The organism is Methylobacterium sp. JK268, from assembly GCF_054052225.1.
This window is the reverse complement of the sequence record NZ_JBSVZN010000050.1, coordinates 23,718-48,187: the sequence shown is the minus strand read 5'-3', so window position 1 is coordinate 48,187 and position 24,470 is coordinate 23,718. Positions and strand designations below refer to the sequence as shown.

The window sequence follows — 24,470 nt, the reverse complement described above, 5'->3', positions numbered from 1 at the left end:
ACGCTCGCCCGCTTCTGCCGGGACAACCACGTCACCCTCGTCGCCCTGGAGGCCACCGGCGGCTACGAACAGCAGCCCTTCCGCCTGCTCTGGGCGGACGGCCTGCCCTGCGCCCTCCTCAACCCCCGCCAGGTGCGGCGCTTCGCCGAGGCCATGGGCATCCTCGAGAAGACCGACCAGATCGATGCCGGCGTCATCGCGCGCTTCGCCGAGGTGCGCCGGATCAAACCCCGGCCGCCGGCCAGCCCGGCTCAGGAGCGGCTCAGCGCCCTGGTCACGCGCCTGCATCAACTGGTCGAGGCGCGCACCGTCCAGACCAACCAGGGCCGCCTCGTCACCGAGCCGCAGGTGCGCACCTCGGTCGCCGAGATGGTCGAGCTGATCAACCGCCAGATCGCCGCGTTGGAGGAGGCGATCACCGCCCAGCTCAAGGCCGATCCGCTCTGGGTTGCCCTCGATGCGACCTTCCGCACGATCAAGGGCGTGGCCGACCGCACGATCGCCCGCCTGATGGCCGACCTGCCGGAGATCGGCACCCTCTCGGGCAAAGCCATCGCCAAGCTGGCCGGCTTGGCACCCATCGCCCGCGACAGCGGCCAGAGCAGCGGCCGACGCCCCGTGCGCGGCGGACGGGCCGACGTGCGCGCCATCCTGTTCGTGGTCACCAGCTGCGTGCGGCGCTTCGATCCCGACTTCATCGCCTTCGACCAACGGTTGCGCCAAGCCGGAAAGCCCCCAAAGGTCATCCGCATCGCTCTCGCCCACAAGCTGCTCGTGCGCCTCAACGCCAAGGCCCGTGATGTCCGCGCCCAACTCGCCGCCCAGACTTGACACCCCAGACAGTCGCTCACCCTCGCCCTTCGGGCTCGCTGCGTCCCCGACAAGGGGGACGCAGCCCTCTCCCCGCGCGCGGGGAGAGGAGAAACCCGCGCCTCATCCGGCGAAGTGTGAATGAATTAGCCCGGGTGGGAGACGGGCAGGGGTGAGCGTGGCCCGGGTTCAGCAAGAAGTCTGAACCGTTGAACTGCCAGCGGCACAGTCCCGCCTTCTTGCTGAAGCGTCCGTCCCTCACCCCTACCCCTCTCCCACTCGGGAGAGGGGATCCCGCGCCAGACTTGAAGCGCAAGCATCAAGCATTGAACGCATAGGGTTTTTCGTTGATTGCTTCGCAATAAGAAAAACCGGCTTCGGTCAGGCGTGCAGAGCGAAGCTCCGTCGTGCGGGCTCGGTGATACGCCCACCGCTTTGATCGAACCGAGGGCTTATTAGCCCTCCGCAGCCTGGCAGACATCCACCCACTCCGCCCCGACGAGGTCCGCCATCCGCTCCGGCGGCAGGCGCACGGCGCTGTGGGTCGAGCCGGCGGCCGGGATCACCTCCGCGAAGGCGCGCAGCGACACGTCGCAATAGACCGGCAGCGGATCGGGCAGGCCGAACGGGCAGACGCCGCCGACCGGGTGGCTCGTCACCCGCTCGGTCTCCTCGCCGTCGAGCATGCGGCAGCGTCCGCCGAACGCGTCCTTGAGCTTGCGGTTGTCGAGCCGCGCGTCGCCGCGGGTGACGACGAGCAGCACGCGCTCGCCCACCCGCAGGGCGAGCGTCTTGGCGATCTGCCCGGGTGCGACACCGTGGGCCTCGGCAGCGAGCGCGACGGTCGCGGAACTCGCCTGCGTCTCGATGACCTGCAGGTCGGGGGCGCGCGCGGCCAGGAAGACCCGCACGGAGGCGAGGCTCATGGCTGCCTCAGTGGTGGCGCGGCGGGTAGACCGTGTAGGCGCCGCTGCGGATCCGCTGCGGGAAGCCCTCGGCGAAGCGGGCGGTCGCCTCCTCGCCGTAGGTCTGCACCAGTTCCTTGAAGGCCGCGAACAGGGCCGCCTGGGCCATGCAGTCGCCGTCGATCCCGTCGAGGCAGCCCTCGGCGAAGGCCTCGGAGACGTAGGTCAGCGCAACGCGCTTGGCGTCCTGGTCGCTGGCCTCCTGGTCGGCGAAGGGGGAGGGGAGGAAGGTTTCGGTTTCCGACATCGGCAGCGGTTCAACGATTCCGGGCGGGTTCGGGAGTCACCGAGTCATAGGTGCGGGCGGCGCCCCGGGCCAGCAAGGAATTGCGAAGAGGTTAACGCGGCCGGCGCAAGGCCACCGAATCGTGTGGAGCCGCAACACGTGTTGCAGGCCGGTGACATTCGCGGCCAGGCGCGAGCCCCGCGCAACCCTGTCGCGCCCCCTTTCCGCTGGGCTTCGCGGCCCTTCCGCGCCATGTAGAGGGTGATGGCGACCGCCTTCGGCCTCGGCCCCGGCCGGGCGCCCTCCCCAGAGATGCTCCGGCGGCGAGGGACTCGCGCGCCAGACCCGGCCGGTCCGGACGCGCGCCTCGCGGGCGCGAAGCCGCGACCGTCGGCCCCACCACGAGAGATCGACCGATGTTGCGTTCCAAGCAGAAGCCGAAGCCGCAGGACACTGGCTTCGTCATGTTCGACGTCTACTACGAGGACGGCTCGCGCCGCTCGAACCGCCGCGTGCCCCGCTCCGCCCTGAACGGCCTCGACGGCGACGAGCCGGCCCGCCAGATCATCGAGGAGCAGGACCGCGAGATCGCCGAGAAGTCCGGCCGCCCGCCGCTCGCGATCACCCGGCTGGTGCGCTCGACCGGGCGCTGAGGCGCCCGCCTGGGGCGCGCTTGGGCGCGCCCATCCGCGCTCAGGCGCGCCCATCCGCCGCGAAGACCCAGTCCGACAGGGTCGTCGGGAGGGCGAGATGGCGCAGGTCGAGGCCGGAGGACGGCGTGTAGGTCTGTCCGTGCACGAGATGGTCGAGGGCGACCTCGGCGCTGTCGTAGCAGCCGAGCGGCTCGCGCTCGTAGAACAGGACCACCCGATCCCGCCCCGCCCAGCGGGTCATCGCGATGCGGAACTCACCCTGCGGCGTCTCGCAGAACCAGTAGCCGCTCATGGCGCGGTTCCTCCTTTGTCGTCTTTGTTGAGCGACCAACGCCGCGGGGCCGGAACCGGTCCCCGGCGGCCCGGTCGCGGCGGCTGTGTTGACGAAAGATTTACCGGACGGCCCCCGGAGCGGCAATTCGTCTGAACGGATGAGCCGGACCCGGATCCGTCCGGGACGGCGGCCGGACGCCCGCACGGTCTTCCGTCGCCCGCGGGCGTCGGCTAAGGATGCCGGGCGGAGGTCGCAGCCTCGCGCGTCACGGCCCGGCGGGCGCTCCCGCGGCAGCATGCGTTGGTGAACCATGGCGGATTCGAACCGGGCTGAGGTCCAGGACTACGAGCAGGCTCCCGGCGCCAAGCCCGGCCTGCTCGCCGGCAAGCGGGGCCTCGTGCTCGGGGTGGCCAACAACCGCTCCATCGCCTGGGGCATCGCCAGGAGCGCGCGGCAGCACGGCGCCGACCTCGCCTTCACCTACCAGGGCGAGGCGCTGAAGAAGCGCGTCGAGCCGCTCGCCAAGGAACTCGACGCGGCGGTGGTGGGCCATTGCGACGTCACCGATCCGGCCTCCATCGACGCGGTGTTCGAGGAGGCGGGCCGGCATTTCGGCGGCACCCTTGATTTCGTGGTCCATTGCATCGCCTTCTCGGACAAGGACGAGCTGACGGGCCGCTACGTCGAGACCAGCGAGGCGAACTTCACCAAGTCGCTGCTGATCTCCTGCTACTCGTTCACGGCGATTGCCCAGCGGGCCGAGAAGCTGATGCCGCAGGGCGGCTCGCTGCTGACCCTGACCTATTACGGCGCCGAGAAGTGGATGCCCCATTACAACGTGATGGGCGTCGCCAAGGCCGCGCTGGAGGCCTCCGTGCGCTACCTCGCGGCGGATCTCGGGCCCTCGAAGATCCGCGTCAACGCGATCTCGGCCGGCCCGATCAAGACGCTGGCGGCCTCCGGCATCGGCGATTTCCGCTACATCCTGAAGTGGAACGAGTACAACGCGCCGCTGCGCCGGACCGTGACCATCGAGGAGGTGGGCGAGACCGCCGCCTACCTCGTCTCCGACATGTCGCGGGGCATGACCGGCGAGATCCTGCACGTGGATGCGGGCTACCACGTGGTCGGCATGAAGAACCCGGAAGCCCCGGACATGAGCAAGGAGTGATGCGGTTTCCGGACGATCCGTTCGGAAACCGCATCACCAGCCCGCGCGGCGCTTGAGCGAAGCCGGTTTCCGCATCGCGAAGCGATCGATCGGAAACCGCATGAGTGCCGGAGCCTGATTCGAGGGCTTGGCGGGACGCGTCCCCAGGGTCAGTATCCGGGTCCCGGCGCAACGAGACGCGGAGCCGTGCCATGACCACGCCCAAGGTCGCCATGCTGACCGCCGGGGGCCTCGCGCCCTGCCTCTCGGCCGCGGTCGGCGGGCTGATCGGCCGCTACACCGACCTCGCCCCCGAGATCGCGATCATCGGCTACCGCAGCGGCTATTACGGCCTGCTCAAGGGCGAGAGCCTGGCCGTGACGCCGGCCGTGCGGGCGCAGGCCGGCGCGCTGCTGCGCCACGGCGGCTCGCCGCTCGGCAACAGCCGCGTGAAGCTCACCAACGTCAAGGATTGCGTGAAGCGCGGCCTCGTGCGCGAGGGCGAGGATCCGCTCAAGGTCGCGGCCGAGCAGCTCGCCCGCGACGGCGTCACCATCCTGCACACGATCGGGGGCGACGACACCAACACCACCGCGGCCGACCTCGCCGCCTACCTGGAGCGCAACGGCTACCGGCTCACCGTGGTGGGGCTGCCGAAGACCATCGACAACGACGTGGTGCCGATCCGCCAGACCCTCGGGGCCCTCAGCGCCGCCGAGCAGGGGGCGGTCTTCTTCGAGAACATCGTCAACGAGCAGAGCGCCAACCCGAAGATGCTCCTCGTCCACGAGGTCATGGGGCGCAATTGCGGCTGGCTCACCGCCGCCACCGCCCGGGCCTACCGGGAGCGCCTCGCCCGCCAGCCCTTCCTGCCGGAGTTCAACCTCGCCGCGGCCCACAAGGACATCGACGCGGTCTACGTGCCCGAGGCCCCGATCGACCTCGACCGCGAGGCCGCGCGCCTGCGGGCGCGGCTCGCCGAGAAGGATTGCGTGACGATCTTCCTCAGCGAGGGCGCGGGGCTCGACACGATCGTGGCCGAGATCGAGGGGCGGGGCGAGACGCTCGGCCGCGACGCCTTCGGCCACGTGAAGATCGACACGGTGAATGTCGGGGCGTGGTTCGCCGAGCGCTTCGGCCCGCGGCTCGGCGTCGAGAAGACCCTGGTCCAGAAGTCGGGTCACTTCGCGCGCTCGGCGGCGCCAAACGCCGAGGACCTGCGGCTGATCCAGGGCATGGCCGACCTCGCGGTCGAGAGCGCGCTCGCGGGCGTCTCCGGGGTGATCGGCCACGACGAGGAGCGGGACGGGCGCCTGCGGGCGATCGAGTTCCCGCGCATCCGGGGCGCCAAGCCGTTCGACCCGACCACCCCGTGGTTCACCGACCTCCTCGACGCGATCGGCCAGCCCCGGGGCTGAGCCTCGTTCGATGTCCGACCAATCGCTTCGCGATGCGGACATCGGCTTCGCTCAGACGCCGCGCGGGCTCGTGAGACGAATTCCGGACAGCACCTTCCGGAATTCGTCTCACTCCGCGGCGACCGCCACCGGCGCCCGGTCGGGCAGGCGGTCGAGGGCGATCGGGCGCGGGCCGCCGGTCGCCCAGTCGAGGAGTTCGACCGTGTGCACGATCGGGATCGTGGTGCCCTTCCCGATCTGCGTCGCGCAGCCGATATTGCCGGTGGCGATCAAGTCCGGGCTCACCCGCTCGATGTTGGCGACCTTGCGGGCGCGCAGCGCGCCGGCGAGTTCCGGCTGCAGGATGTTGTAGGTGCCCGCCGAGCCGCAGCAGATGTGGCCCTCCGGCACGTCCTTGACGGTGAAGCCCGCCCGCTTGAGCAGCGCCTTCGGCTCGGTGCGGATGCCCTGGCCGTGCTGCATCGAGCAGGCCGAGTGGTAGGCGACCACGAGGTCGGTCTCGATGACGGGCTCCCCCAGGCCGAGCTGCGTCACGTATTCCGTCACGTCCTTGGCGATGGCGGAGACGCGCCGGGCCTTCTCGGCATAGGCCGGGTCGTCCCGGAACATGAAGCCGTAATCCTTGATCGTGGTGCCGCAGCCCGAGGCGGTGACCACGATCGCGTCGAGGCCCGGCCCGTCCATCTCGGCGATCCAGGCGTCGATCGTGCGCTTGGCCAGCGCGTGGGACGAGTCCTCGCGCCCCATGTGGTGGGTGAGCGCGCCGCAGCAGCCCTCGCCCTTCGCCTGCACCACCTCGATCCCGTGACGGTTGAGGAGGCGGATCGCCGCTTCGTTGAAGTCCGGCCGCAGCACCGACTGGGCGCAGCCGCGCAGCATCGCCACGCGTCCGCGCCGCGCACCCGGGGGCGGGAAGGTGCCCGGCCGGTCGGCCGCGGACCGGCCCGGCAGCGCCTCGGGCGCGAGGTCGAGCATGGCGGCGAGGCGGGCGCCGATCCGGGGCAGGCGGGCGACGAGGCCCCGGAAGGGCCGGCCGAGCGTCGCGCCGAGGAGCGCGAGGCGGAAGCGGTGCGGGTAGGGCAGCACCGCGGCGAGCAGCGACCGCAGCCAGCGGTCCGCCGCCGGGCGCGCGTAGGTCTCCTCGATATAGGCGCGGGCGTGGTCGACGAGGTGCATGTAGTGCACCCCCGACGGGCAGGTCGTCATGCAGGACAGGCAGGAGAGGCAGCGGTCGACGTGCTTGACGACCTCCGGAGCCGCGGGCTTCCCGCCCTCCAGCATGTCCTTGATCAGGTAGATGCGCCCGCGCGGGGAATCGAGCTCGTCGCCGAGCAGCAGGTAGGTCGGGCAGGTGGCGGTGCAGAAGCCGCAATGGACGCAGGTCCGCAGGATCTTCTCCGAGGCCGCCATGGCCGGGTCGGCGAGCTGCGCGGGGGCGAAATTGGTCTGCACGACGGTTCCTCGATCGGGCTTTGCCGGGGCGGCTTCTCAGGGGCCGTCCTCGTTCTAGACCAATTCGACGGCGCGTGGGGCACCGTCGTCGCCGCATCCGCGGGGCGGTCGAGGAGGGTGTGCGGCCCTCCGGCGCGTTCATGCCCCGCTCCTCTCCGCGCTGGGCGCGGCGGGACCGAACTCAGCCACCCATCTGCAGGGAGGGTCCCGGGGCCAATCGTGCCAGGGTGTCCCGCATGACCTCGGCCCGCGCGACCAGCGTGGCGAGGAAGTCGTCGGCAACCTCGATCGTCGCACCGCGCCGGCGCTTCACGTCGAGGTAGGGAATGAAGACGTCCCGGGCGCCGGACAACCAGACCGCCGAGGCGTGCAGCGCCGGCACGTCCAAGATGCGGATCTCGTAGTCCTCTGGACTGGCTTCGGCCAAGCTCGCGGCCAGTTCGGCGGCCTCCATCAGCCGCTGCGCCTCGTCGCCCCGCGACAGGCTGGCGAACCGAGTCTCTCCGTCCCGCTCGCCGACATCCGCCACGGCGACGTGGGCTCGGCCGGCTTCCAGGAGGTAGCGCCAGCCGACCGGCGCGGCCTGCTTCAGACACCCGACGTCATCGATCTGGTCGAGGCCGAGGCGGTAGACGGGGATCGGCTCTGCGAGATTGATGGGCGTGCCACCGACCGCGTCGCCGCCCGGATCGCGCGTCCAGAGATCGCGCAGCGCCCGCGTGACAGTGGCGCGGCCCTTGGGTGGGGCGGGCCTCAGGATCAAGGTCATGGTCACGCTCCCAGGAGGTCCGGATCGTCCTGTTCGGCCGTGGCGACGGCTCCGCCGGCGCCGGACGCTCTCGTTAGGTAGGTGTGAGTCCAATCACCCCCGGACTGGTACAAGGACGGGAATTCATCATACGCCACCTCCCTATCCATCCACCAAGGGTCTCCGATGTCGAGGTAGTCGCGGCCGTCCCGGGTGAAATACCCGAACACGACGACGAAATGTCCGCCGCCGCCGTGCCAGCCGATCCGGCATCCCACCACCGCGCCTTGATCGATGCGCGACCGTACCTCGTTGAAGGACAGTGCCGCGCCGGTCATGTCCTCGATGTTGCCCGTGATCTTGAGCACCCGATCGAGGTACCAGGGCGTGTCGCATTTCCCGGGATCGTCGGCCCCATCGCCACAGCAATCCTGACGACCGAGGGCCGTGCAAGCGAGCGCGCATTGCGATCGGGTCCGGGCAGCGTCGTAGAACCGCTCGACGCTCACGCCGACCGCGGACCAGCACCAATTGTCCTGTTCCTGACGCTCAATCCGGAAGGCCGTCCTGCGTTGCCGTCCCGCGCCGGACCCGCCGAGGGCGGCCGATGCGTTCGCTGACCCAAGGGCGATGGGCGCGGGAGATAGGAACTTCGGTATAGGCATCCAATCCTCACAGCGGCGCGATCCGCGTGCAGATCCAGAGACTGCCGACCCTCGATGGCGCCGCGGATATCGACGCGATAAAAATGGAGCGAGTCCCGTTATTCGTCCAGAGACAAGTCTGATTCACGGAAAAGTCTTTTCCCGCAATCGCCGAAATCCGCCGCGGTGGACCTGTCCGCCGTCTTCCTCTGCGAGAGGTCGCGCTCCCCTACACCCCCGCGTACATCCGTCCCGGGTTGAACAGCCCTGCGGGATCGTGCGCGGCCTTGATGCCCGCCGTGAGCCGCATCAGCGGCTCGGAGAGGGGTTCGAAGACCGGCACGGAGGCCCGCACGGCGTCCGGCGCGCGCACCAGGGTCGCGTGGCCGCCGGCCTCGGCGACGGCGGCCCGGATCACCGCGGCGCCCGCGTCGCCGGACGCGTCCGTGCGCAGCCAGATCAGGCCGCCGCCCCAGTCGTAGAACCACTCGGCCGGCCGCTCCCGCGCGATGGCGGCGGTGACGGAGGGGCCGCGGGTCGGGGCGGTGGAGATCCGCCAGACCGCCCCCTCGCCGGCCGCCGCCGCGAAGGGCGCGACATCGCGCAGGCCGGCCCACTCGGCCGCGGCCGCCTCGTCCGCCAGCTCCTCCGCCGCGCCGAAGCGGCGCAGCAGGCGCCGCAATTCGCCGAGGCGGTACTCCACCGACGCCGAGAAGCCCTCGATGCGCAGGAGGGTCCGCGCCTGCGCCCCCCCGATCCCGGCGGGCCGGTGCGCCGCGCCGGTGATCTCGTAGGGCGAGCCGAGGGCGAGGCTCAGCGCCTCCACCGCCCGCGCGTCGTCGAGCCCGGGAAGCGCCAGGGTCGCGGCGCGCTCCGGCACCGGCAGGACCTTGAAGGTGACCTCCGTGAGGAAGCCCAGCGTGCCCCAGGAGCCCGCCATCAGCTTCACGAGGTCGAGGCCGGTGACGTTCTTCATCACCCGGCCGCCGGACTTCACGGCCTCGCCGCGCCCGTTGATGAAGCGCACGCCGATCAGGCTGTCGCGGGCCGCCCCCGCCGCGATCCGCCGCGGCCCGGAGATGTTGCCGGCCGCCACCGCCCCGATGGTCGGCTCGCCCGCCGAGCCGAGGAGCGCGCGGTGGTCCATGGGCTCGAAGGGGAGCATCTGGCCCCCGGCGGCGAGCCGCGCCTCGACCTCGGCGAGGGGCGTCCCGGCGAGCGCCCGGATCACCAGCTCGGCCGGCTCGTAGAGCGTGATGCCGGTGAGGCCTGCCGCCGAGAGCGTCGCCTCGTCCTGGGCCGGCCGGCCGATGCCCGACCGTGTGCCGCCGCCCACGAGGCGCAGGCGCTCCCCGCGCCGCGCCGCCGCCGCGACGATCTCGGCCGCCTCCGCCTCGGTCCGGGGCTGGTGCACGCTCATGGGTGTTTCGTCCCTGGCGGCCTTGAGCGGCCGGTTCGGGAAGGAATGCGGAAAAGGCATGCTGGGTGCAAGCGGTCGCACTCCGGGCGTCGCACGATCACGGAGGTCGGAATGCCCGCGGGGGCGTGGGCGAGCGGGCGGGAACCCGACTGCCGGGAGCCAGATCGACGCCGAATGAGGTCGCCATGTCGGACAGCAACGCGCCAACCGTCTCTATGAGGGCGGTGATGGCTCCTGCGTCAGGCGAGGAGGGAACGCGGCCCGACGCCGTTGGGTATCGGTAGGTCGTGGCGTAAACGGAAACGTGCTCGATCTCGCGCAGCCTGACCTTGTACGGGTTCTCATCAGAAGGTCCGTCATTCGGTCGATCAGATGCGAGATGCTGCGTTCCGCGTGAACCTGCTCGGCGGTCGACAGGGCTTTGACGACCTTCTCGGCCGCTTGAGCGCACAGATATGCGGCATTCCGCGATCCCGTAGGAGCGAGCAGACCGGCGTCGCTGAGATCGGCTGCGGCGATCCGCAGCAAGCTGGCGATGACGGTTTCAGCCGACATCGAGAAGCCGGCCGTGCCGCGCGAGGTCATACCCGAGCGTGTTCGGAACGCCCCATATTTCGGTGAGGTCGGATTGTCGGGTGACGAGGATGTCCGCGCGCACGCCGCCCTGGCGCTGGAACGCCCACGTAGCGGCGGGGTCCAGCAACGCGTCCGGAGCATCGTCCGACACGACGACGAGCGGGTCCCAGTCGCTGTCCGGCCTCGCGTCCCCCCGAGCGTGGCTGCCGAACAGCCAAACGGCGCGTGGCGCCATCTCCCGTGCGATCCGCTCCACCAGCGGGCGCAGGGGCGAAGGGACGGCGAAGGCGGCCTCGTCGCGAGTCATGCGGCGCTCTCGTGCAGAGCATCAGTGTCGCGCAGCGCGCGACCGCGTGCAACTCACTCCGCCGGCACCGCCCGCCGCAGCCGCGGCGCCACGGCCGTCCGCAGACCCGCGATGTCGAACAGCCAGACGGCGGCCCCGTAGACCAGGGCGCCGGTGGCGACGCTCGCCCCGAGCGAAACCCAGGGGCTCAACGCCCGCAGCGGCAGAACGGCGGCCACCATCAGCCCGGCCGCGGCGAGCGAGGCCCCGATGTCGCGCAGCGGCAGGGTCAGGCGCCGCTCCCCCGCCAAGCCCCGCCAGGCCAGGAACAGGCAGGCGGCGATCAGTCCCAGGGACTGCGCCGCCGCGATGCCGGGGCCGCCGAACGCCGGCGCCAGCGCGAACCCGGCGAGCCCGTTGACCCCCGCGCCGGTCAGCGCCGCGGCGATGACCGGCCGCGTCCGGCGGCGGATCTGGAAGATCGGGTTCAGGGCGAAGTTCATCAGCGCGGCCGCGAACAGGCCGGGCAGAAGGATCACCGTATAGCCGGCAAAATGGCCGCGAAAGGCCTCCGGCACCACGATCGCCTCGATCGCCGGCGCCACGAGCCAGAACCCGGCCGCGCAGGGCAGGAGCAGCGCCACCACCACGGCGGCATTCCGCGCCACCTGCGCCTCGCCGGCCTCCACGCCGTGATGCTCCTCGGCCTGCACGGCGAGCTGGAACAGCAGCAGGTCGAGGGCGGCCCCGAGCGTGCTGAAGATGCGCCCGCCGATATCGGCCGCGAGCGAGAAGTAGCCGGATTCCGCGAACCCGGCGGTCGCCGCCAGGGCGGCCCGGTTGGCGAAGGGCATCAGGTGGTAGATCGCGTTCGCGGCGATGAGCGGCAGGCCGTAGCCGAGGAACAGCCGCAGGGTCTCGCGCCCGCGCGTCCGGGCCTGGGGCGGGTCCGCCAGTGCGCGCCGCACCACGAGGACGGCGAGGAGCTGGCTCAGCCCCCCGGCGAACAGGACCAGCGGCGGGGAGGGGAGGAGCCACGCGGTGGCGGTCATCAGGGCCGCGGCGATGAGGTTCTTCACCAGCACCAGCCGGAAGTAGAGGCCGCCCTCGAACCGCGCCCGGGCGAGCGCCGCCGCGCCGTCGAAGATGCCGATGCCGATCGCCGCCCCGGCGGCCGCGGCGGCGAGCCGGGTCTCGTCGTGGAAGCCCGCCGCGAGGCGACCGCCGCCGAGGCAGAGCAGGGCCGCCCCGGCGAGGCCGAGCGCCACCGCCGCGTAGCCGCGGTTGAGCATCTGGCGGATCCAGGGCTCGTGCCGGCGCACCCGGTCGGAGTAGAAGCGCGTCGCCGACAGGCGCAGCCACTCGAACAGGAGCGTGTTCAGCAGCACGGCCCCCGCCGTGCCCAGCGCGAACCGCCCGAAATCCGCCGGACCGAGGAACTGCGCGATGAGGAGCCCGAGCGCGAAGTTGAGGCCCGCATTGATCACGAAGGCTGCGATGACCGCCATGTCGGGCTGCTTCCGCGGGTGGATCCGGAGGGCAATCTAGGTGCGCGTCGCGAAGATGTCCTTAAGCGCCGTCGCGGCGCCGGGCGGCGCGATGCTGCTCGCGGTCGCCGGCATCGGGCTGCTCTCCCTGATGGACGCGACCATCAAGGGGCTCGCCGCCCGCTACTCCGTGCCGGAGATCGCCTTCCTGCGCTACGCCGTCGGCTCGGCCGCGATGCTGGCCGTCCTGGCGTGGCGCCGGCCGGGCTGGCCGTCCGCGGCGACCTGGCGGGCGAACGGCCTGCGCGCCGTCCTGGTGGTGGCGACCGCGCTCACCTTCTTCACCGGGCTCGGCCGCCTGCCGCTGGCCGAGGCGCTGGCGCTGTCCTTCCTCAGCCCGATCTTCATCGCGCTCTTCGCCGCCCTGCTGCTGCGCGAGCGGGTGCGGCCGCGGGTCTGGGCGGCGCTCCTCGTCGGGCTCGCAGGCGTGGCGGTGGTGGCGGCCGGACAGGTCGGCGGGGTCGGGGCGGGCGGCGATCTCTGGGGCATCGCCGCGGTGCTGGCCTCGGCCCTCACCTACGCCCTCTCGATGGTGCTGCTGCGGGCGCGCGCCCGGCACGATCCCGTGGTGGTCATCGTGGCGATCCAGAATCTCGGCCCCGCCGCGATGCTCGCCGCCCCGGCGGCCTGGACCTGGGTGCCGGTGGCGGGGTCCGACTGGCCGGTCCTGGTGGCCGTCGGGCTCCTCGGCGTCGCGGGCCACCTGGTGCTGAGCCGGGCCTACGCGGGCGCGGAGGCCGCGCGGCTCGCCGTCACCGAGTACAGCGCGCTCCTGTGGGCGGTCGCGCTCGGCTACTTCGCCTTCGGCGAGGTGCCGGGGCTCGCGACCGCGGCGGGGGCGGCGCTGGTCCTGGCGGGATCGGCGCTGGCGGCGGGAGCGCGATGAACCCAGTCCTGTAGCCGCGGCGCGGCGTCGCCGCCAGCGGCGGTCCGCCGCGACCGCGCCCGTCGACCCGGAGGCCGAGGGTCACGGGATCGGAACGGCAGGGTCCCTGAAGCAGGTGCAGAGCCCGTTGTGACAGAAGCAAGCGATCGACGCCGAATGCGGACCGCCGAATCCGCCGCAGGGCGTGCCCTCGGGAGCGACGTTGCAGTCGACGCCGAGTGCCAGTTCGTTGACCTGCCCCCCGGGCCGGGCCGCCCTGAGGCGGCCGATCTCCTGATCCGTGAGGGGAACCCAACCGCGGGCGAGGGCATCTTTCAGTGTCGTCGGCTTCATCCCTGTCTCCTATCTCAAGCCCAGCAGGCTGGCGCCCACGGCGTTGCCGATCTGCTTCGCGGCATGCGAAGCCTCCACGGAACCCGATGGGACGACTCGCGCGAGTCGCTCATCGGGCAGAGCCCGACGTGTCGGCTTGAGCGGACGGCCGTCTCCGGCCAGTTGCGTCGGCCCCATCGTAATTAACAAAGTGTCCTTACGATTGCGGGATGAGCTTAGAAAAGGCCCACCCGCATTGGCCGAAACATCGACGAAGTGCCACGCCGGCGTGACGTTTCCCGATGCCTCGATCAAGAATGAAATCTGATGCTGTACGACTTGTAACTTGCCGCCCGATTTAAAAGGGTCCGACATATTTCGAGTCAGGCTCGCGGGGAAAACTCCAGCAAACAAGCCTTCCTTGATCTTGAGATCTCCGTCGATGAAGAGCTTCCCCTCGTTATCGCAGGATCCCCCAGCGTGGCGGCGCTCCTCGAACAGGTCAGTGAACGTGACGAACCAGGTGATCTCCTGCTCCCGCGTCGCTGTCGAGGCGAGCGATCCCCCGAGACCAAGTTCGAGGGTGCGGCCACCCGCGATGATCTCTCCGTTTGATAATGCCTTCTTAAAACCGGGAAAGAAATTAACCAGACTGAGCCCGGGACTAAGGCCCGTCTTCTCATCAATGTTGATTGTCAACGTGATCTTTGCGGCCCAGTCCCGCAACCATTCGACGTCCTGATGTGGTCGCAATCCATCGTACGCGTAGAACAATGCCTGCCTCAATTCACAATGTACGTGGGTACTTATAGTTTGTACGAACAAACCATTGGCTTCCGCGGGATCGGGACCAGTCTCGATCGGCGGAACCGTTGTCCCGCACGCCGTTAAGCAGAGAGAGGCTGCGTATAAGAGCAGGCGGATTATCTTCATAAAATTTGGCCTGATTGGTTCTTCTCAGGTCATCATGGCGAATCTGATTTTTCAAGCGCCATTCTGAATATCGCAATCAATCTCGATTCCTGTTGCAGTCGTGCAACGAATTTGATTTGGAAGATCTCTCTAGAAGTCGAATTCGCACTTGAAAAGCAAAATTATAAAATCAACGCCCAAAATAGTTCGGTCAGAAAATTATCAATTGAGCAAATTTTTTAAAAATTCATATTCAGAATAACAGCAACGGAAAGGTTTTGGATTGAATTCGGTTGCAATACCAGCTATTTGGCAGCGTTGAAAGCCGAACCCATCGACGATTGTCTTAGAACCATCCCTTGAGCTTGAACCACAGGGCCGGCAGGAGGGCGCTCAGCGCGATCACGGTCAGCCCGTAGGGGTAGCCCCAGGCCCAGTCCAGCTCCGGCATGTGCTTGAAGTTCATGCCATACATCGAGGCGACCAGCGTCGGCGGGATGCCCACGATGGACACCACGGTGAGCACCCGGAAGGTGTTGTTCTGCTCGATGTTGATGAGGCCGAGCGCCGCGTCGAGGAGGAACTGCACCGTCTCGGAGAGGCGGGTCTCGAACTCCTCCAGCGAGGTGATGTCGAGGCGCAGGGTCTCCAGGTGGGAGCGGTCCTCCGGCTCCAGCCAGGATTCCGCCTCGCCGAGCACGTAGGGGACGATCCGGTCGAGGCCGAGGAGCGAGGCGCGCAGCTTCGACAGCGCCTTGCCGCGCCGCCCGATCTCACCGAGGATCTTGCGAAGCGCGAGGTCCCGGCACTTGGGGGCCGATCCCTGGCCCTGGGCGTCGAAGTGGAACACCCGGGTCGAGAGCGCGTCGAGGGCGTCGCTCATCGTCTCCAGGCTGTCGGCGAGGCCGTCGACGAGCTCCGCCATCAGCGCGGCGAGGACCGCGACGCTCGATCCCGGGCCGTCGTGCTCGGCCTGGCGCTGCTTCACCGCCTCGAAGGCGGGGAGGGGCTGGAAGCGGATCGTCACCAGACGCTCGCGGGTGAGCACGAAGCCGAGCGGCGCGAGGCCGAGGTCCCCCGGCCGGAAGGACACCATCGGCGTCGAGAGGTAGAGGGCGTCGCGCCGCCGCCGCAGCCGGCTCGACCGCTCCACCTCGCTGAGTGCCGCCCGGGTCGGGATGTCGAGGCCGGTCGCCTGCTCGGCCAGCGCGATCTCGGTCTCGCCGGGATCGACGAGATCGAGCCAGACGCCGTCGGGCGGCGGCGCCGCGCAGGCCTGGCCCTCGGCGACGAGGCCGTCGGGACCGTGGAGGGTGATCATCCTGGGAAACATCCTGCTGGGCCGGGGAGACGGCGGAGAATGCCTTGACTCTCGTCCGGGCTCCGCATAGGTCAGCCGCGGCTCTGGCACTCATGGTTCAGGAGTGCTAACAGTCGCGCTGGCGCCGCGCCGCCGCACCAAGCGCAAGTCCTTGTGGGAAGCAAGAGGGCAGCACATGCAATTCCGTCCGCTGCACGACCGCGTGGTCGTCCGTCGCATCGAGAGCGAGGAGAAGACCAAGGGCGGCATCATCATCCCGGACACCGCCAAGGAGAAGCCGCAGGAGGGCGAGGTCGTCGCCGTCGGCCCGGGCGCCCGCGACGAGTCCGGCAAGGTGAATCCCCTCGACGTGAAGGCCGGCGACCGGGTGCTGTTCGGCAAGTGGTCGGGCACCGAGGTCAAGATCGACGGCCAGGACCTCCTCATCATGAAGGAGTCCGACATCATGGGCGTGGTGGCGTAAGGCCCCTCCCGGTTCTCCCCGCGATCCCCAGCGCCGCCGCGCCCTCGAGGGCGCCGCGCGGAGGACGCGCTTGATCGACAGATCCTACTGAAGAGGTTCGACATGGCAGCGAAAGACGTTCGTTTCGCCTCCGACGCCCGCGAGAAGATGCTGCGCGGCGTCGACATCCTGGCGGATGCGGTGAAGGTGACGCTCGGCCCCAAGGGCCGCAACGTGGTGATCGAGAAGAGCTTCGGCGCTCCCCGCATCACCAAGGACGGCGTGACGGTCGCGAAAGAGATCGAACTCTCCGACCGTTTCGAGAACATGGGCGCCCAGATGGTGCGCGAAGTGGCCTCGAAGACCAACGACCTCGCCGGTGACGGCACCACCACCGCGACGGTGCTGGCCCAGGCCATCGTCAAGGAAGGCGCCAAGTACGTCGCCGCCGGCATGAACCCGATGGACCTCAAGCGCGGCATCGACCTCGCGGTCACCGCCGTGGTGAAGGACATCCAGGGCCGCTCCAAGAAGGTCTCGGCCTCCGAGGAGATCGCCCAGGTCGGCACCATCTCGTCGAACGGCGACAAGGACATCGGCGCGATGATCGCGCAGGCGATGCAGAAGGTCGGCAACGAGGGCGTGATCACGGTCGAGGAGGCCAAGACCGCCGAGACCGAGCTCGACGTCGTCGAGGGCATGCAGTTCGACCGCGGCTACCTCTCCCCGTACTTCATCACGAATGCGGAGAAGATGATCGCCGAGCTCGAGGATCCCTACATCCTGATCCACGAGAAGAAGCTGTCGTCGCTGCAGGCGATGCTGCCGGTGCTCGAGGCCGTGGTGCAGACCGGCAAGCCGCTGCTGATCGTGGCCGAGGACATCGAGGGCGAGGCGCTGGCGACCCTGGTGGTGAACAAGCTGCGCGGCGGCCTGAAGGTGGCGGCCGTGAAGGCGCCGGGCTTCGGCGACCGCCGCAAGGCGATGCTGGAGGACATCGCGATCCTGACCGCCGGTCAGATGATCGCGGAGGATCTCGGCATCAAGCTCGAGAACGTGACGCTGCCGATGCTCGGCCGGGCCAAGCGCGTGCGGATCGAGAAGGAGAACACCACGATCATCGACGGCGCCGGCGACAAGGCGGACATCGAGGGCCGTGTGGCGCAGATCAAGGCGCAGATCGAGGAGACGACCTCGGACTACGACCGAGAGAAGCTGCAGGAGCGTCTGGCGAAGCTCGCCGGCGGCGTGGCGGTGATCCGGGTCGGCGGCGCGACCGAGGTCGAGGTCAAGGAGAAGAAGGACCGCGTGGACGACGCGCTCCACGCGACCCGCGCGGCCGTGGAAGAGGGCATCGTTCCGGGCGGCGGCACCGCGCTCCTGCGGGCTCGCGACGCCATCAAGGACCTCAAGAGCGACAACGCCGACGTCCAGGCCGGCATCAAGATCGTCCTGAAGTCGCTTGAGGCCCCGATCCGCCAGATCGCCGCCAATGCCGGCGTCGAGGGCTCGATCGTGGTCGGCAAGATCTCCGAGAACAGCTCGCAGACCTTCGGCTTCGACGCCCAGAACGAGACCTACGTCGACCTGATCCAGGCCGGCATCGTCGACCCGGCGAAGGTCGTGCGCACCGCCCTGCAGGACGCCGCCTCGGTGGCCGGCCTGCTGGTGACGACCGAGGCGATGGTCGCCGATGCGCCCAAGAAGGAGAGCGCGGCCCCGGCCATGCCGGGCGGCGGCGGCATGGGTGGCATGGACTTCTAAGTCCAGCCTTCCAGCAACGAAGACCGGAAAGGCCGCCGCGAGGCGGCCTTTCTGCGTTCCGGGACCCGTCAGCTGCGCTCCACCGCCTGGGCCGCGGCGTCGAGGGCCGCCGCGACCGCCTCGGCGGCGGCCGGGTCCACCGGGCCGCGCTGCAGGCGCAGGCGCAGGGCGAGCTTGAGGTTCTCCATCGCCCGTCGGACCGGCGGCGGCACCTCGGAGCGATGCCCGCCCTCCGGCCCCATCCGGGCCGTCATCGCGTCCAGCGCCGCGCGGTTGGCGTCGAGGAACGCCTCGCCCTCCGGCGTGACGTGGTAGCGCTTGCGCCCGCCCTCCTGGGCCTCGACCCGGGCGTAGCCCATGTCCTCCAGCCAGGAGAGGGTCGGGTACATCACGCCGGGGCTGGGGCTGTAGCGCCCGCCCATCCGCTCCTCCACGGCGCGGATCAGTTCGTAGCCGTGCCGCGGCGCCTCGGCCAGCATCGACAGGACGAGGAGGCGCAGCCCCCCGTAGTCGAAGGGCCGCTCGCCGTGGCGGCCGCCGTGGGGGCCGCCGTGGTGGCGGTGGCGGCTGCCGCGGTGATGCTCCGCGTGGCCGTCCTTGCTCTTGAAGAGGCGGGCGAAGCCGCCGCGTCCATGTCTCATCATCATCGTGTGCTCTCGGGTTGGAGTGGGGTCGGGTGTCGTCAGCAGCCGCTGCAGATGCCCTTGAGCCGGCTCAGCGTGGCGTCGTTCTTCTTCACGAACGGCTCGAAGGCCTTCTGGTCGAAGTGGACCCGCCCGTGCCCGCCGCGGCCCCCGGCCTCGCCTGCACCGGGCAGGCCGGCGAGGATCTGGATCGTGGCGGTGGCGGTCCGGTGCAGGGCGGACGCGGCCTCCCTGAAGGCGTCCGACCGCGTCCAGGCCTGCGCCCGCTCGAGGGAGTCGAAGCGCAGCATCACGACGCGCTCGGGCTTGGTGCCCTCCAGTGTCTCGGGGGCGCCGTCGGCGGCGAGACGGCCCGAGACCTCCGGCAGGCCGGCCGTGAGGCGGTCGAGCGCGGCCTTGAGGCTCGCACCGTCCGTCGCCGACGCCACGCTGACCAGGACGTAGGCCGGAGCCCGAGCACCGCCCGGATCGCCTCGCCCGCCGCCGTCGCCGTGCAGGCCGCCGCGGGCCCAGACGGGTGACGGGGCGGTGAGCAGGAGGACGAGGCAGGGGAGTGCGACGCGACGGAGCATGGGCTGGGTCTCCGATGGAGGAGCCTCGGCCGCCGCCCCCGGCCGGGCGCGTCGGACCGTCGCCATGACGATCCCGACCGACGCGACTCTATTCTCGATATATCGAAAGTCAAGATATATCGACAGTCGACGGGACGGGACGGAGCGCGGTGCCGCGCGGGGCGTCTGCCGCAATGTCGCGCGGTTCTGTCCGCCGCTTCACGACCGGTCGTCCCTTCCATAAAAATCATCGGCAGAGATCAGGATGCGGTAACGACTCCCGGCCTAGAGTCGGCCGCATGCGGATCGCTCTCGCCACTGTCCTCCTTCTTGCCGCCCCGGCCTTGCCGCAGGCGCAGACTCTCGAACTCGATCAGCGGCTGAGGAGCTGTCTGGTCGAGCAGGCGCCGGAGGAGGCGAAGAGTTTGGCCAAGGAGGCCGAGAAGCCGGACCTCAAGCATCAGGCCGTCCGGCTGCTCGGGCGGTGCCCCGAGGATACGGGGGCTTGGCTGCATGCCTGCCGGGCGCAGCGGAGCGAGCCGGATTGTCATCGCGGCGCCGATGTGCGTGCGGTGGCCGCCCTCCAGGGTGGCAAGGGCGGCGGCGAGAAGGCGGAGCACGGTTCGGGCGGGCACTGAGTGTCTCTCACAAAACTCCCGATCACCGTCGTCGCTCGCCGTGGCGCCTCCGGTGCAACGGGAGTTTTGTAAGGTGCACTGAGCCCGCTGCCCGCCGCTCCGGACCAGGATGTCGCGCCTCAGCGGCCCTGCCAGTTCGGGGCCCGCTTGCCGAGGAAGGCCTCGATGCCCTCCCGGAAATCCTCGCTCGTGTAGCACATCAGCACGAGGTCCTCGCCCGCCTCCTGGGGGAGGGACTGGATGCGGCGCAGGCCCTCCTTGGTCGCCCGCAGGGTGAGCGGGGCCTGGCCGGCGATGGTGCGGGCGAGGTCCTCCGTGCGGGCCGCGAGCGCCTCGGCATCCGGGACGACCTCGTGCAGGTAGCCCGCCTGTCGCGCCTCCTCGGCCTCGTAGAGGCGCCCGGTGAAGATCATCTCCTTGACCCGCGACGGACCGATCAGGCCGGACAGCCGGGCGAGGCTCGGCAGCGACAGGCAATTGCCCAGCGTCCGGGCGATCGGGAAGCCGATGCGGGACTCCGCCGAGGCGACGCGCAGGTCGCAGCAGGCGGCGATCGCCGCCCCGCCGCCCGTGCAGGCACCCGCGATCGACGCGATGGTCGGCACCCGGCAGGTCTCGATGGTGGAGAGGATCCGGTCGATGCGGCGCTCGTAGTCGAGGGGATCCTGCGGGGTCGAGAAGGCCCGGAACTGACCGATGTCGGTCCCCGCCGCGAAGGCCTTGCCGCCCGCCCCCGACACCACCAGCACCCGCACCGAGGGGTCGCCGCCGATGCGCTCGCAGAAGGCCGCGAGGTCCTCGTACATGCCGAAGGTCAGCGCGTTGCGCGCCTGCGGCCGGTTGAAGGTCGCCCGCGCGATCCCGCCCTCGATTGAGACCAGAAGCTCGTCCGTGCTCATGCCGCATCCTCCCCGATCGCGTCCTGCGACCGGGTTAGCGGCCCGGGCGGCGCCCCACAAGCGCCCCCGAGGGCCGCGCCGTCGCCGGATCCGCGCAGGTCATCCACGAGATGGAGGATGCGAAGCCGCGTCTCTCAGACTATCGTCGCGCATCCTCTGCGATGGAGGCGGCGATGCACCTTCTATCGTTGCCGATCATATCCGGCCTGAGCTTCGTTCTCGGGTGCGCGTTCCTGAGATGTTTCCATGCGAGGGCGTCGTATCTCACGCCGATCCTGATCTGGATCGCGGCGATCCTGGCGAGCGTGGTCCTGATCGCGGCGAGCCTGCGCGTCCAGGTGGATCAGGACGCGCCCGGTGCCGGCTCCCGCCCCGAGATGTCGTTCCTCGACGCACCCTGACGGCGGCCCTCCCAGGCCGCCGGCCCCTCCGGGCCGCTGACCCCTCCGGGCCGCGTGCCCGTCCGGAACCGCGTTCGCGCGGGACCGGCACCGGGGCCTGTCCGGGTGTTGCCGTTCGCGCTACGGGTGCGGAGCGGTCCCTCGACGCGGCGGCGCCGGGCCCGGGCGGGCAGCCCCCTCATCCGCCGCGGAGCCCGGCATGACCCCGACGTCCTCCCGCACCTCCGTGCTGATCCCCATCGACATGCAGCGGGCTTTCGACGCACCGCCCTGGCCGGGCCGCTGGAACCGGGAGGCCGACCGCAACGGATTGCGCCTCCTCGCCGCGTGGCGCGACGCGGGGCTGCCGATCATCCACGTGCGCCACGATTCGGCAGAGCCGGACTCGACCCTGCGGCCCGGCCGGCCCGGGCACCGCTTCCGCGACGGGTTCGAGCCCCGCGACGGCGAGCCGGTCGTCGCCAAGAGCGTCAACTCGGCCTTCATCGGCACCGATCTCGACCTGCGGCTGCGGCGCCTCGGAGCGACGGACCTGGTGGTGTTCGGCCTCACCACGGACATGTGCGTGTCGACGAGCGTCCGCACGGGGGCGAATCTCGGCTGGCGCATCGCGCTGGTGGGGGATGCCTGCGACTGCCTCGACCTGCCGGACGGGGCGGGCGGCGTGATCCCCGCCGCGCAGGTCCACGCGGTCCACTGCGCGACGCTCGCCTACGAGTTCTGCCGGGTGATCGCCACCGAGGAGGCCGTCTCCGCCGCCCGGTGATCGCCGCGGGCGATCATCTCGTGCACCCGGGCCCGCAGCGCCTCGACCGCGAAGGGTTTCGTGAGCACCGCCATCCCGGCCGGCAGGGCGCCGGAGCCCGAAGCCGTGGTCTCGGCGTAGCCGGTGATGAACAGGACCTTCAGGTCCGGGCGCTCCGCGCGCCCCGCCTCCGCCATCTGCCGCCCGCTCATCCCGCCCGGCAGGCCGATATCGGTGATCAGGAGGTCGACCGGCCCCTCGGCCCGCAGGACCGCGAGACCCGCGGCCCCGTCCGCGGCCTCGACGGGCGTGCAGCCCAGATCCTCCAGCACCTCGGCGACGAGCATCCGCACGGTCGGCTCGTCGTCGACCACCAGCACTCGCCCGCCCCGCTCCGCCCGCGCGGCAGCAGGATGCGCACGCGGGTTCCCTCCCCGAGCACCGAGGCGATCCGCACCTCCCCGCCCGATTGCCGGGCGAAGCCGTAGATCATCGAGAGGCCGAGCCCGGTTCCCTCGCCCAGCGGCTTCGTGGTGAAGAACGGATCGAAGGCCTTGGCGGCCACCTCCGGCGACATGCCGGTGCCGGTATCCGCCACGGTGAGGGACAGGTACTCGCCCGGGGACAGGTCCTGCTCGCGCGCCGCCTCGGCGGGGAGGCGCAGGTTGGCGGTCTCGATGCGGATGCGGCCGCCCTCCGGCATCGCGTCGCGGGCATTGATGCAGAGGTTGAGGAGCGCGTTCTCGAGCTGGGGCGGGTCGACCAGGGCCGGCCAGAGGTCCGGCGCTGCCGTGACCGAGAGGGCGACGGCCGGGCCGGCCGTCCGGCTGATCAGCTCCTCCATGCCGGCGACGAGGCCGTTCACGTCGGTCGGCTTCGGGTCGAGGGTCTGGCGCCGCGAGAAGGCGAGGAGCCGGTGAGTCAGCGCCGCGGCCCGCCGGGCGGCCCCCTGGGCGGCCGTCATGTAGCGCGCGACGTCCCCCATCCGGCCCTGGCCGATGCGGGTCTCCATCAGTTCGAGGGAGCCCGAGATCCCGGCGAGCAGGTTGTTGAAGTCGTGGGCGATGCCGCCGGTGAGTTGGCCCACCGCCTCCATCTTCTGCGCCTGCCGCAGGGCCGCCTCGGCCTCGGCCAGGGCCTCCCCCTGCGCCCTGACCTGGGTGACGTCGCGCGCGCTGGCGTAGACGAGGCCGCCGCGCGGTACGGCGTTCCAGGAGAACCAGCGGTAGCGCCCGTCCCGCGTCCGGTAGCGGTTCTCGAAGCCGATCAGCAGATCGCCGCGCCTCAGCGCCGCCGCCGCCGCGGCGGTCTCGGCGCGATCCTCCGGATGCACGAAGTCGAGCAGGGGCCGGGCCCTCAGCTCGGCCTCGCTCCAGCCGAGCGTCGTGGTCCAGGCCGGGTTGAGGCTGAGGAAGGAGCCGTCGTGGCCCGCTACGCAGAGCAGGTCCGTCGAGGCCTGCCAGATCTGGTCCCGCTCGGCGGTCCGCGCCGCGACCTGCGCCTCCAGGGTCTCGTTCAGGTGGCGCAGGGCGGCCTCGGCGGCCCGCAGGTCGGTGACGTCGGTGCCGGAGCCGAACCAGCGGGTGATCGCCCCGCCCTCGTCGCGGATCGGGACGGTCCGGGTCAGGAAGGGCCGGAGGCGGCCGTCACGGCCCTTGAGCGGGAAGGTCATGTCGAAGGGCTCGCCCGTGGCGAGCGAGTGCCGCCAGCGCGCGGTCACCTCCGGCAGGAGCCGCGGGTCGTGCAGCGCCGGCGAGATCCATCCGTCCGGGTGCTCCGGGCTCGTCCCGGTATAGTCGTACCAGCGCTGGTTGTACCAGTAGACGTGACCGTCCGCGCGGGCCATCCAGCACAGGATCGGGATGTTGTCCGCGAGGGTCTGGAACTCGTCCGCCGTCTCGCGCAGCAGGGAGGCGGCGCGGTCGCGCTCGGCCGCGACGGCGCGGCGCTCCTCCACGTCGATCAGCACGCCGGGGAAGCGCAGCGGCGTGCCGTCCGGCCCGTGATCGACGCGCCCGTTCGCCTCCAGCCAGTAGTAGTGCCCGTCCGCGCGCCGCACCCGGTACTGGTGCGCGTAGGCACCCCCGCGCCGGATCGCGTCGGCGATCGCCGCCGTCAGTCCCGGCTTGTCGTCGGGATGCACGGTGGCGACGACCTGCTCGAGGCTCAGGCCCACGCGGCCGAGGGAGGGGTCGAGGCCGAAATTGCGCGCGAAGGCCTCGTCCACCGTGAAGCGGTCGGTGGGGAGGTCCCAGAACCACGTCCCGATGATCGCGCCCGCCGTCAGGGCGAGCCGCACGCGCTCGGCGTTCTCCCGGGCGAGCCGCTCGCTCTCGCGCAGGCGCCGCTCGGTCTCGACCCGCTCGGTGGTCTCGTTGGTGAGGATGAACAGGCCCGCGACGCGGCCCTCGCCGTCGAGCACCCGGGAATAGGAGAAGCTCCAGTAGGTCTGCGCGGCCCCGCGGTCGGTGTCGAGGCGCCAGGGCAGGTCCACGAAGCGCTCGGCCCGCCCCGCCAGGGCCGCCGCGACGATCGGCTCGGCCTGTGCCCAGCCGTCGGCCCAGACCCGGTCGAACCGCTCCCCCATGGCCCAGGCGGCCCGCGGCCCGAGGAGCGGGATGTAGGTGTCGTTGAAGAAGAAGTGGAGCTCCGGCCCCCAGGCCAGGATCATCGATTCGGGCGAGTTCAGCACCAGGCTCAGGGCGGCGCGCAGCGCCTCCGGCCAGGTCAGCGGCGGCCCGAGCGGGTGATCCGACCAGTCGCGCGCGCGGATCATGCGGGCGGCC

The 24,470-nt window shown here is 70.6% G+C and carries 27 protein-coding genes; 10 read left to right on the top strand and 17 right to left on the bottom strand.

The genetic code is table 11. The features are described 5' to 3' along the window. Positions 1-831, top strand: an 831-nt coding sequence (locus tag ACW9J6_RS33085; RefSeq protein ID WP_457115101.1) for an IS110 family RNA-guided transposase, incomplete at its 5' end; no start/stop codon positions are given. Between the two features lie 434 nt (positions 832-1,265). Here ACW9J6_RS33085 and ACW9J6_RS33080 read toward each other — a convergent pair. Together ACW9J6_RS33080 and ACW9J6_RS33075 are read right to left on the bottom strand one after the other, a co-directional pair. After that, complete coding sequence (locus tag ACW9J6_RS33080) at positions 1,266-1,736, bottom strand: YbaK/EbsC family protein (protein WP_457120576.1); 471 nt, start codon at positions 1,734-1,736, stop codon at positions 1,266-1,268. Positions 1,737-1,743: 7 nt separating this feature from the next. Then, complete coding sequence (locus ACW9J6_RS33075; RefSeq protein WP_457120575.1) at positions 1,744-2,022, bottom strand: hypothetical protein; 279 nt, start codon at positions 2,020-2,022, stop codon at positions 1,744-1,746. A gap of 395 nt (positions 2,023-2,417) precedes the next feature. Here ACW9J6_RS33075 and ACW9J6_RS33070 point away from each other — a divergent pair, with 395 nt between their 5' ends. Further along, positions 2,418-2,654 carry a hypothetical protein gene (locus ACW9J6_RS33070; RefSeq protein WP_457120574.1) on the top strand — a complete coding sequence of 79 codons (237 nt, stop codon included), beginning with the start codon at positions 2,418-2,420 and terminating at the stop codon, positions 2,652-2,654. A gap of 40 nt (positions 2,655-2,694) precedes the next feature. Here the strand turns inward: ACW9J6_RS33070 and ACW9J6_RS33065 are convergent, their stop codons facing one another. Next, the gene (locus ACW9J6_RS33065) at positions 2,695-2,946 is read right to left on the bottom strand and encodes a hypothetical protein (RefSeq protein WP_457120573.1); all 252 of its coding nucleotides are present in this window, start codon (positions 2,944-2,946) and stop codon (positions 2,695-2,697) included. 292 nt (positions 2,947-3,238) lie between these two features. On the opposite strand from ACW9J6_RS33065, the gene fabI reads away from it, so the two are divergent. Beyond that, entirely contained in the window at positions 3,239-4,099 is an 861-nt protein-coding gene (gene fabI, locus ACW9J6_RS33060; protein WP_457120572.1) for an enoyl-ACP reductase FabI, read from the top strand. Positions 4,100-4,290: 191 nt separating this feature from the next. Continuing rightward, positions 4,291-5,496: a pyrophosphate--fructose-6-phosphate 1-phosphotransferase gene (locus ACW9J6_RS33055; RefSeq protein WP_457120571.1), complete on the top strand. Its 1,206-nt coding sequence runs from the start codon at positions 4,291-4,293 to the stop codon at positions 5,494-5,496. A gap of 108 nt (positions 5,497-5,604) precedes the next feature. On the opposite strand, the gene glcF is transcribed toward ACW9J6_RS33055, so the two are convergent. The 6 genes from glcF to ACW9J6_RS33025 all read right to left on the bottom strand — a co-directional run bounded on the left by glcF (position 5,605) and on the right by ACW9J6_RS33025 (position 12,130). Further along, positions 5,605-6,948, bottom strand: a complete 1,344-nt coding sequence (gene glcF / locus ACW9J6_RS33050; RefSeq protein WP_457120570.1) for a glycolate oxidase subunit GlcF — start codon at positions 6,946-6,948, stop codon at positions 5,605-5,607. A 181-nt stretch (positions 6,949-7,129) separates the two neighbouring features. Next, a complete protein-coding gene (locus tag ACW9J6_RS33045) occupies positions 7,130-7,717 on the bottom strand; it encodes a hypothetical protein (protein ID WP_457120569.1) in 588 nt (195 codons plus the stop codon). Between the two features lie 2 nt (positions 7,718-7,719). Further along, entirely contained in the window at positions 7,720-8,361 is a 642-nt protein-coding gene (locus tag ACW9J6_RS33040) for a papain-like cysteine protease family protein (RefSeq protein ID WP_457120568.1), read from the bottom strand. A 208-nt stretch (positions 8,362-8,569) separates the two neighbouring features. After that, positions 8,570-9,760 (bottom strand): glycolate oxidase subunit GlcE, encoded by a 1,191-nt coding sequence (gene glcE / locus ACW9J6_RS33035; RefSeq protein ID WP_457120567.1) that lies wholly within the window; start codon positions 9,758-9,760, stop codon positions 8,570-8,572. 544 nt (positions 9,761-10,304) lie between these two features. Continuing rightward, positions 10,305-10,643 (bottom strand): nucleotidyltransferase domain-containing protein, encoded by a 339-nt coding sequence (locus ACW9J6_RS33030; RefSeq protein ID WP_457120566.1) that lies wholly within the window; start codon positions 10,641-10,643, stop codon positions 10,305-10,307. Between the two features lie 53 nt (positions 10,644-10,696). After that, positions 10,697-12,130 carry a lipopolysaccharide biosynthesis protein gene (locus tag ACW9J6_RS33025; protein WP_457120565.1) on the bottom strand — a complete coding sequence of 478 codons (1,434 nt, stop codon included), beginning with the start codon at positions 12,128-12,130 and terminating at the stop codon, positions 10,697-10,699. Between the two features lie 40 nt (positions 12,131-12,170). On the opposite strand from ACW9J6_RS33025, the gene ACW9J6_RS33020 reads away from it, so the two are divergent. Then, a complete protein-coding gene (locus tag ACW9J6_RS33020) occupies positions 12,171-13,055 on the top strand; it encodes a DMT family transporter (RefSeq protein WP_457120564.1) in 885 nt (294 codons plus the stop codon). Positions 13,056-13,136: 81 nt separating this feature from the next. Here the strand turns inward: ACW9J6_RS33020 and ACW9J6_RS33015 are convergent, their stop codons facing one another. The 3 genes from ACW9J6_RS33015 to ACW9J6_RS33005 all read right to left on the bottom strand — a co-directional run bounded on the left by ACW9J6_RS33015 (position 13,137) and on the right by ACW9J6_RS33005 (position 15,600). Beyond that, entirely contained in the window at positions 13,137-13,388 is a 252-nt protein-coding gene (locus ACW9J6_RS33015) for a hypothetical protein (RefSeq protein WP_457120563.1), read from the bottom strand. A 9-nt stretch (positions 13,389-13,397) separates the two neighbouring features. Next, positions 13,398-14,141 carry a hypothetical protein gene (locus ACW9J6_RS33010; RefSeq protein WP_457120562.1) on the bottom strand — a complete coding sequence of 248 codons (744 nt, stop codon included), beginning with the start codon at positions 14,139-14,141 and terminating at the stop codon, positions 13,398-13,400. A 484-nt stretch (positions 14,142-14,625) separates the two neighbouring features. After that, entirely contained in the window at positions 14,626-15,600 is a 975-nt protein-coding gene (locus tag ACW9J6_RS33005; RefSeq protein ID WP_457120561.1) for a magnesium transporter CorA family protein, read from the bottom strand. Positions 15,601-15,775: 175 nt separating this feature from the next. Between ACW9J6_RS33005 and groES the strand changes: the two genes are divergently transcribed. Then, positions 15,776-16,063 (top strand): co-chaperone GroES, encoded by a 288-nt coding sequence (gene groES, locus ACW9J6_RS33000; RefSeq protein WP_457120560.1) that lies wholly within the window; start codon positions 15,776-15,778, stop codon positions 16,061-16,063. A gap of 102 nt (positions 16,064-16,165) precedes the next feature. Beyond that, complete coding sequence (groL, locus tag ACW9J6_RS32995) at positions 16,166-17,806, top strand: chaperonin GroEL (protein WP_457120559.1); 1,641 nt, start codon at positions 16,166-16,168, stop codon at positions 17,804-17,806. A 68-nt stretch (positions 17,807-17,874) separates the two neighbouring features. Here groL and ACW9J6_RS32990 read toward each other — a convergent pair whose 3' ends face one another. Together ACW9J6_RS32990 and ACW9J6_RS32985 are read right to left on the bottom strand one after the other, a co-directional pair. Beyond that, complete coding sequence (locus ACW9J6_RS32990; RefSeq protein WP_457120558.1) at positions 17,875-18,453, bottom strand: PadR family transcriptional regulator; 579 nt, start codon at positions 18,451-18,453, stop codon at positions 17,875-17,877. A 35-nt stretch (positions 18,454-18,488) separates the two neighbouring features. Continuing rightward, positions 18,489-19,022, bottom strand: coding sequence for a DUF1330 domain-containing protein (locus ACW9J6_RS32985; protein ID WP_457120557.1), 534 nt, complete (start codon positions 19,020-19,022; stop codon positions 18,489-18,491). A 278-nt stretch (positions 19,023-19,300) separates the two neighbouring features. Here ACW9J6_RS32985 and ACW9J6_RS32980 point away from each other — a divergent pair, with 278 nt between their 5' ends. Next, complete coding sequence (locus tag ACW9J6_RS32980) at positions 19,301-19,639, top strand: hypothetical protein (RefSeq protein WP_457120556.1); 339 nt, start codon at positions 19,301-19,303, stop codon at positions 19,637-19,639. A gap of 119 nt (positions 19,640-19,758) precedes the next feature. On the opposite strand, the gene ACW9J6_RS32975 is transcribed toward ACW9J6_RS32980, so the two are convergent. Continuing rightward, positions 19,759-20,538, bottom strand: a complete 780-nt coding sequence (locus ACW9J6_RS32975; protein ID WP_457120555.1) for an enoyl-CoA hydratase/isomerase family protein — start codon at positions 20,536-20,538, stop codon at positions 19,759-19,761. 110 nt (positions 20,539-20,648) lie between these two features. Between ACW9J6_RS32975 and ACW9J6_RS32970 the strand changes: the two genes are divergently transcribed. Together ACW9J6_RS32970 and ACW9J6_RS32965 are read left to right on the top strand one after the other, a co-directional pair. Further along, positions 20,649-20,939 carry a hypothetical protein gene (locus tag ACW9J6_RS32970; RefSeq protein WP_457120554.1) on the top strand — a complete coding sequence of 97 codons (291 nt, stop codon included), beginning with the start codon at positions 20,649-20,651 and terminating at the stop codon, positions 20,937-20,939. A 199-nt stretch (positions 20,940-21,138) separates the two neighbouring features. Then, on the top strand, positions 21,139-21,705 hold the full coding sequence (locus ACW9J6_RS32965; protein ID WP_457120553.1) for a cysteine hydrolase family protein: 567 nt from the start codon (positions 21,139-21,141) through the stop codon (positions 21,703-21,705). Here ACW9J6_RS32965 and ACW9J6_RS32960 read toward each other — a convergent pair. Together ACW9J6_RS32960 and ACW9J6_RS32955 are read right to left on the bottom strand one after the other, a co-directional pair. Then, the gene (locus ACW9J6_RS32960) at positions 21,651-22,031 is read right to left on the bottom strand and encodes a response regulator (protein ID WP_457120578.1); all 381 of its coding nucleotides are present in this window, start codon (positions 22,029-22,031) and stop codon (positions 21,651-21,653) included. The genes ACW9J6_RS32965 and ACW9J6_RS32960 overlap by 55 nt on opposite strands. Next, entirely contained in the window at positions 21,923-24,460 is a 2,538-nt protein-coding gene (locus tag ACW9J6_RS32955) for a PAS domain-containing protein (protein WP_457120577.1), read from the bottom strand. Before ACW9J6_RS32955 ends, ACW9J6_RS32960 begins: the two co-directional genes overlap by 109 nt. Between the last annotated feature and the right edge of the window lie 10 nt (positions 24,461-24,470).